This is a genomic window from Methylobacterium sp. yr668 (assembly GCF_900116245.1).
GTDB lineage: Bacteria > Pseudomonadota > Alphaproteobacteria > Rhizobiales > Beijerinckiaceae > Methylobacterium.
In genome coordinates this window covers 58,926-73,498 of the sequence record NZ_FOZY01000003.1, presented here as the reverse complement: position 1 = coordinate 73,498, position 14,573 = coordinate 58,926, and the positions used below count along the sequence as shown (strand labels likewise).

The following is a 14,573-nucleotide window of genomic DNA, read 5'->3' as shown; positions in this document are numbered from 1 at the left end:
GGAGCTTCAGCGGAACACCGTCCCGCGCGGATCCGCGACGCCGTTCTCGTCAAGGCAAAGAGCCGGGCTCGACACGCGAGCCCGGCTTCGATGGTGTGGGATCAGAGATCTCGCGAGGGTCTCGCCCTCACTTCTTCTTCTTGATCCCGCTCTGCGGGTTGAGGCTGCCGATGTTGCCGCTCTCGCTGCCGGCCGCCGGGTCGATGACGGCGTTGACGAGGGCCGGGCGGCCCGAGTTCATCGCCTCGTTGACCGCGCGGGTCAGCTCGTCCGGCGTGGTGACGTGGTAGCCGACGCCGCCGAAGGCCTCCATCATCTTGTCGTAGCGGGAATCCGGCACGAACACCGTGGTGGCCGGGTCGCGGCCGGTCGGATCGGTGTCGGTGCCGCGGTAGATGCCGTTGTTGTTGAACACCACGATGCAGACCGGCAGGCCGTACCGGCAGATCGTCTCGACCTCCATGCCGGAGAAGCCGAAGGCGCTGTCGCCCTCGACGCAGAGGACCGGCTTGCCGGTCTCGACGGCGGCCGCGACGGCGAAGCCCATGCCGATGCCCATGATGCCCCAGGTGCCGACGTCCAGGCGCTTGCGCGGCTGGTACATGTCGATGATGCCGCGGGCGAGGTCGAGGGTGTTGGCGCCCTCGTTGACGAGGATCGCGTCCGGCCGCTCCTTGACGATGGTGCGCAGCGCACCGAGCGCGGCGTGGAAGTTCATGGGCGAGGCGTTGCTCATGAGCTTCGGCGCCATCTTGGCGACGTTCGCCTCGCGCTTGGTCTTGAGCGTCTCGATCCAGTCGGACGGGGGCTGCTGCCAGCCCTGGCCCATGCCGTCGAGCAGCGCCTGCACGCAGGAGGCGATGTCGCCGACGACGGGCGCCACGATCTCGACGTTCGAGTCCATCTCGCGGGGCTCGATGTCGATCTGGATGAACTTGGTCGAGCCCGGCTCGCCCCAGCTCTTGCCCTTGCCGTGCGACAGCAGCCAGTTCAGCCGGGCGCCGACCAGCAGCACCACGTCCGAGTCCTTCAGCGCCGTCGAGCGCGCCGCGCCGGCCGAGAGCGGGTGGGTGTCGGGCAGGAGGCCCTTGGCCATGCTCATCGGCACGTAAGGGATGCCGCTGGTCTCCACGAGGGCGCGGATGGCGTCATCGGCCTGGGCGTAGGCGGCGCCCTTGCCGAGCACGATCAGCGGCCGCTTGGCGGATTTCAGGACCTCGAGCGCCCGGGCGATCGCCTCGGGGGCGGGGTGCTGAGCGGGCGCCGGGTCGATCACCTTGACCAGCGACTTCTGGCCGGCCTCGGCGTCCATCACCTGGGAGAACAGCTTGGCGGGCAGGTCGAGGTAGACGCCGCCCGGCCGGCCCGAGCAGGCCGCGCGGATGGCGCGGGCGACGCCGATGCCGATATCGGCGGCGTGCAGCACGCGGAAGGCCGCCTTGCACAGGGGCTTGGCGATGGCGAGCTGGTCCATCTCCTCGTAGTCGCCCTGCTGCAGGTCGACGATCTCGCGCTCGGAGGAACCCGAGATCAGGATCATCGGGAAGCAGTTGGTGGTGGCGTTGGCGAGGGCGGTCAGGCCGTTGAGGAAGCCCGGCGCCGAGACGGTGAGGCAGATGCCCGGCTTCTGGGTGAGGAAGCCCGCGATCGCCGCGGCGTTGCCGGCGTGCTGCTCGTGGCGGAACGAGATGACCCGCATCCCTTCGGCCTGAGCCATGCGCCCGAGATCGGTGATCGGGATGCCCGGGACACCGTAGATGGTGTCGATGCCGTTCAGCTTGAGCGCGTCGATGACGAGGTGGAAGCCGTCGGTCAGATCGGGCTCGGCCTCGACCTCGGGGGCGGTGTGGACGATCTTGGCGACTGCGGTCATCACGGTTTCTCCCGGAAGATCGGTTTGTACGGGCGGCGCTCGGCGCCGGCTGGCTGGAGGATCCCCCGCACTCCCGAGGAGGGGGAGGGTGGGAGATCCGCGAAGGTCGGGCGTCGCTTGCGCGACGTCGTGGGGCGGGGGCCTATCAGGCCGCCCGGATCGGCTGCGCGCTGAGCGCCGCGGGCTGGTCCTCCGAGGCGAGGTAGCGGGCCCGCATCGGGCGCAGGACGAACATCGCCAGCGCCGCCGCCGTCACGTTGAGGACGATGATCAGCGTGAACACCGCCGACCAGCCGTAGGCCGCCGACAGGATGCTGGCGAAGGGGACGAGGAAGGCCGCGGTGCCCTTGGCAGTGTAGAGCAGGCCGGCGTTGCTGGCGGCGTACTTGGAGCCGAACGTGTCGCCGCAGGTCGCCGGGAACAGCGAGTAGATCTCGCCGAAGACCCCGAAATACACCGCGGTGGCCAGGACGAAGACCATCGGGACGTGACCGTAGGTCAGCAGCACGATCACCGCCAGCGCCGCCGTCGAGAAGGCGATGAACATCGTATTCTCGCGGCCGATGTTGTCGGAGACGTAGCCGAAGAACGGCCGGCCGAACCCGTCGAAGACCCGGTCGAGCGAGATCGCCAGCGTCAGCGCCGCCATCTGCAGGCCGAACAGGCTCACCGGCACGCCGGCCACCTGGAAGTCGTGGGCGATCGGGGCGATCTGCGCCGCCGCCATCAGGCCGCCGGAAGCGACCATCACGAACATCACGTACATCACCCAGAAGACCGGGGTGCGCACCGCCTCGCGGGGGCTGCGGTCGACCTTGGTCTGCGGCAGGCGGGTCTTCTTGCGCTGGACTGGCGTGTTGGTCGACGGCTTGCGCAGCAGGAAGGCGAGGGCCAGCACCACGGCGCCCTGGCCGATGCCGAAGTACAGGAACGCGTCCTGGTAGCCGCTCGACGCGATCATGCGGGCGATCGGCACCACCGTGATGGCGGCACCCGCGCCGAAGCCGGCCGCGGTGGCGCCGGCGGCGAGGCCGCGGCGATCCGGGAACCACTTGAGCGCGTTGCCCACGCAGGTGCCGTAGACCGAGCCCGCACCGATGCCGGCGACGACGGCGCCGAGATAGAGCATCGCCAGGCTGTCGGCGTAGGCGTTGATGGTCCAGGCGAGGGCGATCATCACGCCGCCGAAGGCGACGACGATCTTCGGACCGTAGCGGTCGACGAACCACGCCTCGACCGGCACCAGCCAGGTCTCCGTGGCGACGAACAGCGTGAACGCGAGCTGGATCGCCGCGCGGCCCCAATGGTAGCGCTGGTCGATCGGGTCCACGAACAGGGTCCAACCGTATTGAAGGTTGGCGATCATGGCCATGCAGATCACGCCGAAGGCGAGCTGCCACCATTTCGCCGAAGGCGAATCCTGGCGTTCCATCCCTGAGCCTCTCTCTTGGGCGGCGCGGCCTTGCTCTGGCGGCGTCTCTCGTGCCCCGACGATCATGCACATCCGTTCTAGGTATGCAATATACCAGGGTGAGACGGACCGGGTGAAGTGTCAGGACGGCGATATTATTCCGTTTGCCCGGCCGGAGGAATCGGTCCCCAGGCACCGAGCGTCGGTGCCTCCGCGGGGCTCAGAATCTCGTCGAGGGCGGGGATCGAGGCCGGGTCGGCCGGGAAGCCGATGAGGGCGCAGGCGGCCTCCCAATCGGGCCCCGACTTCACCGCCGCCAGGGTTCCCGGATCCAGCGCCGTGATCCGACCGCGGTCGAGACGCATGAAGGCCCGGCCGGTCTCGGCCTGAACGAAGCGGACGACCGCCATCCGGCGCAGGCATTCGCGCAGGAAGCTGGTGTTGGCGGAGGCCGAGAGGTCGGCGCCGTCGAACACCGCGTCGGGCCCGGGGGCGAAGATGTCGACCTTGCGGAAGCGGTCGATGTCGATCAGCCCCTTCACGTCGAGGATGTTGAGAGTTCCGTCCGCCCAGAACGCGATGGTGCGCGGGCGCTCGCCCAGCGGCACGCTGTTATCGAGGAACTCGCAGACCACCTGCTTGTCCCGGGCGAGCGCCCAGTTGAAGAACAGGCGCGGCATGCCGGTATAGGCCTCGACGTTGTGGGCCAGCAGGTCCTCGACGGCCTTGTAGCGGCCGAACAGCTCGCCGCGCTTCCAGGCGCGCTCCACGGTGTCGGCCGGAGGCGTGACCATGAACTGCATGTAGACGCGGTCGCCGAACCGGGTGAGCAACTGGCCGCCGCCGTCCGAGCCCGCGTCGGCCTGGAAGCTGTCGAACCGGAACCGGTCGATCAGCAGGTTCGAGATCCGCCGCTCCGCCGCCTTGCGGGTGACGTAGCGGTCGAGCTTCATGTCGATGATCTCGACCTCGTAGCCGGTCAGCGTCCCGGCGTACCGCGAAGCTTCGCCCAGGCTGTCGTAGTCGAGGAGGTACTTGCGCCAGACGTCGGGGGTGATCACCGCGAAGTCCGACCACGCCATGCCCAGCCGCCTGGCGAGGCCGAGCTGGTAGGGGCGGATCGTGCTCTTTCCGGACGCCGAGGCGCCCTTCACGTTCATCACCACCGGATGATCCTGCGGCGCCAGCCGCCGGTAGCGCTGCGCCTCGACGACGGCGTCGATCCAGGGCTCGATCTGCTCGCCGACGCGCCGGCTGCCGTAGCCGTTCGAGACCAGCGTCCCCGCGATGGTCCGCAGCAGCGCGGCGTCGCGGATGACCGCATTCTGCCGCGCGATGAGGCCCGACACCACGGCGCGCAGGGCCTCGCAGGCGGCCGTCTCCAGGGCGTCGCCGGCTTCGGCGGCGCGTCGCTGCCAGCTCTCGAGATGGCGCAGGGCCCGGGTCGCGAGATCCTCGCGCGGCGCCTGGACCGTCGGCGGGCGGCGCCCGAGCAGGCGGTCGAGCCAGCGCGGCTCTGGCGGCGGGGGTGGAGGTCTCTCCTCCAGGATGGCGGCGATCTCGCGGGCGAGCACCGCGTCGGCCTCGGCGCGGATCCGGTCGAGGGCGGACTCGACCTCGGCGAGGCGGGGCTCGATGCCCTCGCGCAGGATGGTCGCGACGATGGCGCGGAAGTTCACGCCGAGATCGGCGTAGACTTCGCCCACCGGCACGGAGAGATCCGACATCACCCGGATCAGGACCTCGTGGACGACGAGGCGCCCGGCCCGGAACCGGGTGAGCTGGCGGGCGGGCAGCCCGCAGAGATCGCTCAGGTCCAGGGCGTCGCGGAGCGGCGTCTCGACGTGCTCCGGCCGGTAGACGGTCACGAGGGGCAGGAAGGCGGACGGCAGATCGGACCGGACGCCCGGGTTCCAGGGGCCGATGGGCGGCTCGGGAGAGTGGACCGACGCGTCCGTCACGCGCGCGGCAGCCGTATCCGTCACCGCGCGCCCCGCTGAAGACCGCCCGAAACGTCCGCAACGCCCGCCGCGACCTCGGGACGAGGGCGAGGACCGGGCAGACGCCTGCCCGGTCCTCGCGGCGAACCCGGCAGTCCCGACCCCGACCACACGGCCGCGGGCGGACGCCGGCTCTCAGAAGATCTTCTGGAACCAGCCGTGGGCGTCATTGGAATTGCCCCGCTGGATGTCCACCAGCAGGCTCCGCAGCCGCTGGGCCACGGGGCCGGCCTTGCCGTTCCCGATGGTGAAGCTCTCCTCCCGGCCCTTCACGGTGCCGATCGGCGTGATCACCGCGGCGGTACCGCAGGCGAAGGCCTCGGTCAGGCGGCCCTCCCGCACGTCGGCGCGCCACGCGTCGATCGTGTAGGGCTCCTCCTTCACGGTCAGGCCCGCCTCCCGCGCCAGCGTGATCACCGAGTCGCGGGTGATGCCGGGCAGGATGCTGTCCGAGAGCGGCGGCGTCACCAGCGTGCCGTCCTCGAAGACGAAGAACACGTTCATGCCGCCGAGCTCCTCGACGTAGCGGCGCTCGGCCGCGTCGAGGAACACCACCTGCTCGCAGCCCTGGGACGCCGCCTCCGACTGCGCCGCGAGGCTCGCCGCGTAGTTGCCGCCGCACTTGGCCGCGCCCGTGCCGCCCGGGGCCGCGCGGGTGAAGTGCTCCGAGATCCACACCGTCACGGTGCCGGTCGGATCCTTGAAGTAGGAGCCGACGGCCGAGGCGATCGTCACGAACAGGTATTCCGAGGCCGGCTTGACCCCGAGGAAGGCCTCGCTGGCGATCATGAACGGGCGCAGGTAGAGGCTGCCGTCCGGCGTGTCGGGGATCCAGGCGCGGTCGATCTCGACGAGCCTGCGCATCGCCTCGACGAAGGCGTCCTCCGGGAAGGGCGCCATCGCCATCCGCTCGGCGGAGCGGCGGAAGCGCAGGGCGTTGGCCTCCGGCCGGAACAGGGCGGCGCCGCCGTCCGCGGTGCGGTAGGCCTTCAGGCCCTCGAAGATCTCCTGCGCGTAGTGCAGCACCGCGGCCGCAGGATCGAGGGGGATGGCCTCGCGCGCCTGGATCCGCGCGTCGTGCCAGCCGCGGCCGGCGGTGTAGCGCGCCACCACCATGTGGTCTGTGAACACCTTGCCGAAGCCAGGATTCGCCATCAGCGCGGCCCGCTCCTCGGCGGTCCGCGGGGCCGGATGACTTTGGATCTCGAACGTCAGGTCGCTCACGGTGTGGTCCTCATCGACTGAGGCCCTTATGGCGCGCTCCGGCGCGCGAATCTACGGAGCCGGCGCATGACGGCGTCGCCGCATATGCGAGTCACTCGGCGAGTCACTCGGCGAGTCACTCGGCGCGTCACTCGGCGGTCGCGGGCTCCGACAGCTGCAGACGGTGCAGGCGCGCGTAGGCGCCGCCGGCGGCGAGCAGGTCGTCGTGGCGCCCGGTCTCGATCACCCGGCCCGCCTCCATCACGGCGATCTGATCGGCGTCGCGCACGGTCGAGAGCCGGTGGGCGATCACCAGGGTGGTGCGGCCGCGCATCAGCCGGGTCAGCGCCTCCTGGACGAGCCGCTCCGATTCGGAATCGAGGGCCGAGGTCGCCTCGTCGAGAAGCAGGATCGGCGCGTCCTTGAGGAAGGCGCGGGCCAGCGCCACCCGCTGCCGCTCGCCGCCCGAGAGCCGGCCGCCGCCCGGGCCAACCCGGAATCCGTAGCCTTCCGGGAGGGCCGAGACGAAGGTGTGGGCCGCGGCGGCCTCGGCCGCCGCCTCGATCTCCGCGGGCGTCGCCCCGGGCCGGCCGAAGCCGATATTGGCGGCGATCGTGTCGTCGAACAGCACGACCTCCTGCGAGACGACCGCCACCGCGGCGCGCAGGGAGGCCAGCGTCACCCCCCGGACGTCCTGGCCGTCGATGGTCACGGCGCCGCCGGTGACGTCGTAGAGGCGCGGAACGAGGTTGAGCAGCGAGGACTTGCCCGAGCCCGAGCGCCCGACGAGCGCCGTCACCGATCCGGCCGGGACCGCGAGGTCGATGCCCTCCAGCGCCGGCGCGTCCGGCCGGTAGCGGAACCGGACGTCGGCGAAGCGGATCGCGCCGCCGGTCACCGCCAGCGGCCGGGCCTCCGGCGCCTCGCGGATCGTGGCACTCTCGTCCATGACGTCGAAGTAGCGCCGCAGCGCGGCGGCGGCCTCCTGCAGGATGGCGTTGAGGTTGCCCAGCGCCCGGGCCGGCTGGGCGGCGAGGAGCAAGGCCGCCACGTAGCCGGTGAAGTCGCCGACCGTCTTCTCGCCGGCCAGGACCCGCTGGCCGACCAGCACCAGGACGCCCGCCACCGCGATGCCGCCGCCGATCTCCAGCAGCGGGTCGAGGCGGCCGCGGGCATTGGCGGCCTTCATCTTGAGGCGCCGCACCTCGTCGAGGGCCTCCGCGGCGCGGCCCTTGAGGTATGTCTCCATCGCGTAGGCCTTGGCGACCCGGGCCCCCTGCAGGCTCTCGGAGATCAGGCTGGCGGTGGCGCCCATCTGCTCCTGGGTCGAGGTCGAGACCCGCCGGAGCTTCCGGCCGATCCGCCCGATCGGTCCCGCCACGAACGGGACCGTGACGCCGGCCACGAGGGTCAGCACCGGATCCATCCAGATCAGCGCCGCCACGAGCCCGATCAGCATCGCGATGTCGCGGAGCAGGACCGTCGAGATGCGGGTCAGCGCCTCCTTGATGAAGGCGAAGTCGGTGGTGAAGCGCTGGGTGAGCGCCGCCGGGCTCTCGCGGTTGAGCTGGGCGAGGTCCGAATCGATGAGATGCCCGTAGAGCGCCGCCTGCATGTCGGCCTCGACCCGGGTCACCACCCGGTTGGTCAGCACCGTCTGGCCGTAGAGGGCGAAGCCGCGCGTGGCCGTGACGACGATCACCACCAGCGGTCCGTACGCGATGGCGGCAGCGTCCTTGCGGTCGAAGGCGTCGAAGGCGGCCTTGATCAGCGCCGGGTAGAGCCCGGTCGAGCCGCCGACCAGGGCGATCAGCACCAGCACCACCGCCAGGGTGGCCCGGTGCGGGTACAGCCACGTGCGCCAGAGCCGGGCGAGGAGGGGAGCCGTGTCGCCGGGAAGGCGCGCCATGAGACCTACCGGGTCGGATCAGTGCCGCCCCGGGGCAGGATGCGCGGCGGCTGCGGTTTGCCGCCGCCGCCGCCGCGGATCAAGGCTTTTGCTCAGCGGCCGTCGCCGCGCGGCCCGTGATCGTCGCCGCGATCGTCACCGCGGTCCCGGTGCCAGCCGCCCCGCATGCCGTGACCGCCCATCGGGCCCATCGGTCGGGCGAGGATCATGGCGCGCCGCTTCTGGTCCTGGTCGAGGCTGGCGTAGAGCGGCTGGGACGCGTCGGCGAGCTTGCGCAGGGCGTCGCCCCGCGCGCTCGCCGCGTCCGCCATCGCCCGCAGCGCCGCCGGGGCGTCGTCGCTGAATTTCGGCCGGTCGCGCATCGCCTCGCGGCGCTGCTGGCGCAGCTTGGCCATGTCGCGGATCGCCGTCTCCACCGGCGGCCACAGCTTCTCCTGGTCGGCGTTGAGCTTCAGACCGGCATGCAGGGCGGCGATGCGGGCATCCGTGAAGGCCGCGCGGTCCTCGGGGGTCAGCGCGCTCCAGCGGCCGTGCCCGCGGAAGCCCTCAGGTCCGTGATCGCGCGCGACCGCCGCGCCGGCGAGCCCGAGGCCGAGCGCCCCGGTCACCAGGATGGCCGCCGTCAAAGGTCGGGTCATGGAAATCTCCGTCTCACGCTCGGGACGTCGCCGCGGCCCGCGGCGGCGCCCGACGCCGCGCATAGGGCACCCGCCGTGTATCCCGCTTGTGTATGTAACAATGTTACATTAGTGGCAGGCGCGACGGGGTTGCGGCAGGTGGAGCGGTGCGGCGCGTGGCGAGAACATTCCGGATCGCGGCGCTCGCGATCCTGTCCCTGTGGTTGGGATCGGCGGGGCCGGCCTCGGCCGCACCGCAGGACCGGCCGGTGCGGGCGGTGGCGACCTTCTCGATCCTGGGCGACCTCGTCCGGCAGGTCGGCGGATCGCACGTGACGGTGGCGACGCTGGTCGGTCCGGACTCCGACGCGCACGGCCTGAGCCCGTCCCCGGCCGACCCGCGCAAGCTCGCCGAAGCCGACATCGTGTTCGTCAACGGCCTCGGGCTGGAGGGCTGGTTCGACCGGCTGATCCGGGCCTCCGGCACGCGCGCCCCCGTGGTGGTGGCCTCCGCGGGCGTGAAGCCGATCCCCGCGCAGGACGAGCACGCCCACGAGGACGGCGATCACGGACACGGACACGGCGACCACGCTGTCGACCCGCATGCCTGGCAGGACGTCGCCAACGTGCGGACCTACGTGGCGAACATCCGGGACGGCCTCGCCAAGGTCGATCCGGCCCATGCCGACGCCTACCGGGCGGCGGCGGCCGCCTACCTCGCCGAGCTCGACGCGCTGGAGCGGGACGTCCGGGCGGCGATCGCCCGCATCCCCCCGGAGCGGCGGCGGATCATCACGACCCACGACGCCTTCGGCTACTTCGCGGCGGCCTACGGCCTGCGCTTCATCGCGCCGCAGGGCGTGTCGACGGACAGCGAGGCGAGCCCGCGGGACGTGGCCGCGATCATCCGCCAGATCCGGAAGGAGCGCGTGCCGGCGGTGTTCCTCGAGAACATCAGCGACCCGCGCCAGATGCAGCAGATCGCCCGCGAGAGCGGCGCCCGCGTCGGCGGCAAGGTCTATTCCGACGCGCTCTCGGCGCCGGACGGCCCAGCCGCGACGTATCTCGACCTGATGCGGTCGAACCTGAAGGCGTTCGACGCCGCGCTGATGCCGGGCTAGCCCGCCGGGAGGGCGCGCCGCCGCGATCCTTCGCCTTCACGGCGTCGGACATGACATAGCGTAAACCGCCGGTTAAGAGGCCCCCACTAGCCTTACGAAACGGGTGCCAGCCGATCCTCGTGCGCGAGGGCTCAAGGCCTTGGGGCCTTCAGAACGCGTAGCTCGGAGATCGCGTGGCTTGGGGGCCTGACCGCTGGCGCTTCTATCGGCTCGTCGCGCGCGAGACCGCGCGCGCGGTCCGCGCCGCCGGCGCCAGCGTCACAGCCCCGCCCGACATCCTCGCCCGGATGCGGGTCGCCGGCCTGGTGATCGCGCCGCAGGACCTGCGCACCTCCGACGCGACCTTCGCGGACGACATCTATGCCGGGTTGTTCGTCTTCGCCGGCCGATCGCTCGCGGCGAGCGGCGGCTCGCCCTTCGACTACGCGGCACCGTCGCCGGAATGGGCCGACGAGCTCTACGGCTTCGGCTGGCTGCGCCACCTGCGCGCCGCCGACACCGCGCTGGCCCGCGCCAATGCCCGCGCCTTCGTGGCCGATTTCATCGCCGGCCGCGGCGACGCGGCGCTCGCCCGCCAGACGCCGGTGGCGGCGCGCCGGCTGATCTCGTTCCTGTGCCAGTCGCCCCTCGTTCTGGAGGGTGCCGACCACGGCTTCTACCAGAACTTCCTCAAGGCGATCGGCCGCAACGCCCAGCAGCTCGAGCGCGACCTCCGGCGCGGTGTGCCGCCGCAATGGCGCCTGAACGCCGCGGTGGCGCTCTGCTACGCCGGCCTGTGCTGCGACGGCATCCAGCCGATCCTGCGCCGGGCGACCCGCATCCTGACGCGGGAGCTCGACCGGCAGATCCTGACCGACGGCGGCCACCGCTCCCGCGACCCGCGCTACGCCATGGAGCTGCTCCTCGACCTCCTGCCGCTGCGGCAGAGCTACCTGAGCCGCAGCGTCGAGCCGCCGCTGGCGCTCCTGCGCGCGGTCGACCGGATGCTGCCGCTGCTGCGACTGCTCCGCCACCCGGACGCCTCGCTGAGCCACTTCAACGGCATGGGCGCCACGGACGCGGACCATCTCGCGACCCTGCTGGTCTATGACGGCGCGCTCGCCCGCCCGCTGATGCACGCGCCGAACTCGGGCTACGAGCGCCTGGAGGGCGGCCGGGTGGTGATCGTCGCCGATGTCGGTGCCAGCCCGCCGCTGCCCTACGCGGTGAATGCCGGTGCGGGCTGCCTCGCCTTCGAGATGTCGAGCGGGCCGCAGCGCATCGTGGTCAATTGCGGCCTGCCGGCCAGCGGCGCGGATCTGCGCCTCCTCGCCCGCTCGACGCCGGCCCATTCGACGGCCTCGGTGGCCCACGCCTCATCCTGCCGGTTCCTCACCCGCACCGGGTGGTGGGGCGAGCGGCTGCTGGCGGACTGGCTGATCGGCCGGCGCGGGCCCGTGGTCCTGAGCGGTCCGTCGGCGGTGGCGGCCGAGCGGGCCGAGGAGGCCGACAGCGTCGTCCTCGCGGCCCGGCACAACGGCTACGCCCCCGAATTCGGCATCGTGCACGAGCGTCGCTGGCAGCTCTTCCACGCGACGGCGCGCCTGGAGGGCCGCGACGCCTTCCTGCGCCAGGGCAAGGGGCTCAGCCGCGGGCGGCGGCTGCGCCCGCAGGACGTGGCGATCCGTTTCCACCTGCATCCCGGCATCGCGGTGCGCAGCGTCCCGGAGGGGCTGGAACTCGCCTCGGCGCTCGGGGAGGTCTGGGTATTCAGCGCCGAGAACGCCGAGATCGCCATCGAGGAGAGCGTCTACTTCTCGGGCCTGACCGGACCGCGCCGGACCGACCAGATCGTCCTCCACCTGCGGGTATCCGACGATGTGGAAGTCCGGTGGAGCTTCGAGCGTCGGGCCTCCGCGCCCCTGCGCGGCGTGGCGCCCTGACGGGTCTCCGGACAGGGCCGGCTGGCCGGGCTCACCGTTTCCATGCTACCGCGCCGGAAAATCTCGAACTTTCGGCACGAAGCTATGGCGCACGATCAGGTGCGGGTCTCCCGCGCGCTCCTCTCGGTCTCGGACAAGACCGGCCTCGTCGACTTCGCCCGGGCGCTCCACGCCCGCGGCATCGCGCTGGTCTCGACCGGGGGCACCCACCGGACCCTGCAGGAGGCCGGCCTGCCGGTCACCGAGGTCGCCGACCTGACGGGGTTCCCGGAGATGATGGACGGCCGGGTCAAGACGCTGCACCCGGCGGTCCACGGCGGGCTGCTCGCCATCCGCGACAACCCGGAGCACCAGGCCGCGCTCGCCGCCCACGGCATCGGCGCCATCGATCTCCTCGTGGTCAACCTCTACCCGTTCGAGGCGACCATCGCGGCCGACCGGTCCGACGCCGACTGCATCGAGAACATCGATATCGGCGGCCCGGCCATGATCCGCGCGGCGGCCAAGAACCACGCGGACGTCGCCGTCGTCACCGACGTGTCGGACTATGCCGGCGTCCTCGCCGCCCTCGAGGCGCAGGACGGCGCACTCGGGGCGGATCTGCGCCGGAGCCTGGCGCAGAAGGCCTTCGCCCGCACCGCGTCCTACGATGCCGCCATCGCCAACTGGATGGCGGGCCGCTTCGGCGCCGAGGCGCCGGCCCGCTTCCGGGCCTTCGGCGGTTCCCTGGGCCAAGAACTGCGCTACGGCGAGAACCCCCACCAGTCGGCCGCCTTCTACCGCGCCCCCGGTAAGGTCCGGGCCGGCGTGGCCACCGCCCGCCAGCTCCAGGGCAAGGAGCTGTCCTACAACAACTTCAACGACACGGACGCCGCCTACGAGTGCGTGGCCGAGTTCGACCCGGCCCGGACCGCCGCCGTGGCCATCATCAAGCACGCCAACCCCTGCGGCGTCGCCGAGGGTGCGAGCCTGCTCGAGGCCTACGAGCGGGCCCTGAGCTGCGACCCGACCTCCGCGTTCGGCGGCATCGTCGCCCTGAACCGGACCCTCGACGCCGAGGCGGCCCGCCGGATCGTCGAGATCTTCACGGAGGTGATCATCGCCCCCGACGCCACGCCCGAGGCGGCGGCCATCGTGGCCGGCAAGAAGAACCTGCGCCTGCTGCTGGCCGGCGGCGTGCCCGACCCGCGGGCCGGCGGGGAGACCGTGCGGACCCTCGCGGGCGGGCTGCTGGTCCAGAGCCGGGACGCGGCGGTCGTCGACGACATGCCGCTCACGGTCGTGACCAAGCGCGCGCCGAGCGAGGCCGAGCTGGCCGATCTCCGGTTCGCCTACCGGGTGGCCAAGCACGTGAAGTCGAACGCCATCGTGTACGCGAAGGCCGGCGCCACGGTCGGCATCGGCGCGGGCCAGATGTCCCGGGTCGATTCCTCGCGCATCGCCGCCTGGAAGGCCGCCGAGGGGGCGAAGCGTCTCGGGCTGGCCGAGAGCCTCGCTGTCGGCTCGGTGGTGGCGTCGGACGCGTTCTTCCCGTTCGCGGACGGCCTCATGGCGGCCGCCGAGGCGGGCGCCACCGCGGTGATCCAGCCCGGCGGCTCGATGCGCGACGCGGACGTGGTCGCGGCGGCCGACGAGGCCGGTCTCGCCATGGTCCTGACGGGGCACCGCCACTTCCGGCACTGAGCCGGCGGGCCGTCTCCCGCCCTCCGGGACGGCGCGCCACCTCGGGGGCGGCCGCACCGGTCCGGACGCCCCGGAACACCCGCGGTCGCGCCGCCGCGCCGCGTTAACGATACGCCGCGATCGGATCGGCCGGGTCGATTGTTTGCCGAGCGGGCGCTTCCGCCCAGCATTGCCGTGAACAGACGCGTTGCCCGACCAAGCTCAGCAATGAATGGTCGGCGTTCGGGAAAACTATCTTTGGTGCAACATTACGGGTGTAATATTCCAAACTTGTCGAATAGGCGCGGTGTCTGCGCCGCGGGTTGAAATTTTCTCGGCCGCACGCCATCATCGCGGGGAAATGCGCCGGAAGCTCGCGTGGAGAACTTCCTGGAACAGCTCCGGGTCGAGTGACGAGATGGTGGTCGCAGCGCTGTTGTTTCTCGTGGGATGGCTTCTCGGCCGATCCTACTCGGTGATCATCCTCGCCCTGACCTCGTCGGTGATCCTGTTCACCGCCACGACGATCTTCGTGTCGGTCTACGGGATCGACCTGCTGCGCGTCCTGATCGTGTTGGGATATCTCACCGCGCATCAGGCGGGGTATCTCCTCGGCGCCTATCTCACCGGGTACCCCGAGAGCGATCGGGGGCGGTGAGGCGCATCACCACCACCAGACCAGCCGTCCGGCGTACCCGTTGATCAGGATCCAGAGCCCAGCGGCGACGAGGGACCAGGTAATCACAAGGAGAAGCGGTGGCTTCGTGCCGGGCTGACTGCGCAGAAGTGTCAGGACGGTGTTCACGTTCGATATCCCAGGGGCCCGGTGCGGAGGGAAAGCCGATACGGGCTCGT

11 protein-coding genes are annotated in these 14,573 nt (G+C 71.4%); 4 read left to right on the top strand and 7 right to left on the bottom strand.

Annotated features, from left to right (window positions below):
* Nucleotides 1-127: 127 nt before the first annotated feature.
* The 6 genes from oxc to BM419_RS04915 form a co-directional block, all read right to left on the bottom strand.
* Entirely contained in the window at nt 128-1,873 is a 1,746-nt protein-coding gene (gene oxc, locus BM419_RS04940) for an oxalyl-CoA decarboxylase (protein WP_091925112.1), read from the bottom strand.
* A gap of 145 nt (nt 1,874-2,018) precedes the next feature.
* Nucleotides 2,019-3,305: an oxalate/formate MFS antiporter gene (gene oxlT, locus BM419_RS04935; protein ID WP_056531965.1), complete on the bottom strand. Its 1,287-nt coding sequence runs from the start codon at nt 3,303-3,305 to the stop codon at nt 2,019-2,021.
* 134 nt (nt 3,306-3,439) lie between these two features.
* Nucleotides 3,440-5,245, bottom strand: a complete 1,806-nt coding sequence (locus BM419_RS04930) for a DEAD/DEAH box helicase family protein (protein ID WP_091925109.1) — start codon at nt 5,243-5,245, stop codon at nt 3,440-3,442.
* A 174-nt stretch (nt 5,246-5,419) separates the two neighbouring features.
* Nucleotides 5,420-6,508 (bottom strand): branched-chain amino acid aminotransferase, encoded by a 1,089-nt coding sequence (locus BM419_RS04925; RefSeq protein WP_091925106.1) that lies wholly within the window; start codon nt 6,506-6,508, stop codon nt 5,420-5,422.
* A gap of 127 nt (nt 6,509-6,635) precedes the next feature.
* Nucleotides 6,636-8,396, bottom strand: coding sequence for an ABC transporter ATP-binding protein (locus tag BM419_RS04920; RefSeq protein ID WP_091925102.1), 1,761 nt, complete (start codon nt 8,394-8,396; stop codon nt 6,636-6,638).
* Between the two features lie 92 nt (nt 8,397-8,488).
* Entirely contained in the window at nt 8,489-9,034 is a 546-nt protein-coding gene (locus tag BM419_RS04915) for a Spy/CpxP family protein refolding chaperone (protein ID WP_042673169.1), read from the bottom strand.
* Nucleotides 9,035-9,189: 155 nt separating this feature from the next.
* Between BM419_RS04915 and BM419_RS04910 the strand changes: the two genes are divergently transcribed.
* The 4 genes from BM419_RS04910 (at nt 9,190) to BM419_RS04895 (ending at nt 14,376) form a co-directional block, all read left to right on the top strand.
* Nucleotides 9,190-10,134, top strand: coding sequence for a metal ABC transporter solute-binding protein, Zn/Mn family (locus tag BM419_RS04910; RefSeq protein WP_091925099.1), 945 nt, complete (start codon nt 9,190-9,192; stop codon nt 10,132-10,134).
* A 173-nt stretch (nt 10,135-10,307) separates the two neighbouring features.
* Nucleotides 10,308-12,056 (top strand): heparinase II/III family protein, encoded by a 1,749-nt coding sequence (locus BM419_RS04905; RefSeq protein WP_091925096.1) that lies wholly within the window; start codon nt 10,308-10,310, stop codon nt 12,054-12,056.
* 84 nt (nt 12,057-12,140) lie between these two features.
* Nucleotides 12,141-13,739 (top strand): bifunctional phosphoribosylaminoimidazolecarboxamide formyltransferase/IMP cyclohydrolase, encoded by a 1,599-nt coding sequence (purH, locus tag BM419_RS04900; protein ID WP_091925093.1) that lies wholly within the window; start codon nt 12,141-12,143, stop codon nt 13,737-13,739.
* Nucleotides 13,740-14,136: 397 nt separating this feature from the next.
* Entirely contained in the window at nt 14,137-14,376 is a 240-nt protein-coding gene (locus BM419_RS04895; protein WP_020092886.1) for a hypothetical protein, read from the top strand.
* Between the two features lie 6 nt (nt 14,377-14,382).
* Here BM419_RS04895 and BM419_RS32720 read toward each other — a convergent pair whose 3' ends face one another.
* Nucleotides 14,383-14,523, bottom strand: coding sequence for a hypothetical protein (locus BM419_RS32720; RefSeq protein WP_187299691.1), 141 nt, complete (start codon nt 14,521-14,523; stop codon nt 14,383-14,385).
* Nucleotides 14,524-14,573: the final 50 nt, after the last annotated feature.

What these genes read in the sequence shown, in the direction of transcription:
- oxc (WP_091925112.1), bottom strand. Translation starts at nt 1,873, where the DNA reads ATGACCGCAGTCGCCAAGATCGTCCACACCGCCCCCGAGGTCGAGGCC.
- oxlT (WP_056531965.1), bottom strand. Translation starts at nt 3,305, where the DNA reads ATGGAACGCCAGGATTCGCCTTCGGCGAAATGGTGGCAGCTCGCCTTC.
- BM419_RS04920 (WP_091925102.1), bottom strand. Translation starts at nt 8,396, where the DNA reads ATGGCGCGCCTTCCCGGCGACACGGCTCCCCTCCTCGCCCGGCTCTGG.
- BM419_RS04915 (WP_042673169.1), bottom strand. Translation starts at nt 9,034, where the DNA reads ATGACCCGACCTTTGACGGCGGCCATCCTGGTGACCGGGGCGCTCGGC.
- purH (WP_091925093.1), top strand. Translation starts at nt 12,141, where the DNA reads ATGGCGCACGATCAGGTGCGGGTCTCCCGCGCGCTCCTCTCGGTCTCG.
- BM419_RS04895 (WP_020092886.1), top strand. Translation starts at nt 14,137, where the DNA reads ATGGTGGTCGCAGCGCTGTTGTTTCTCGTGGGATGGCTTCTCGGCCGA.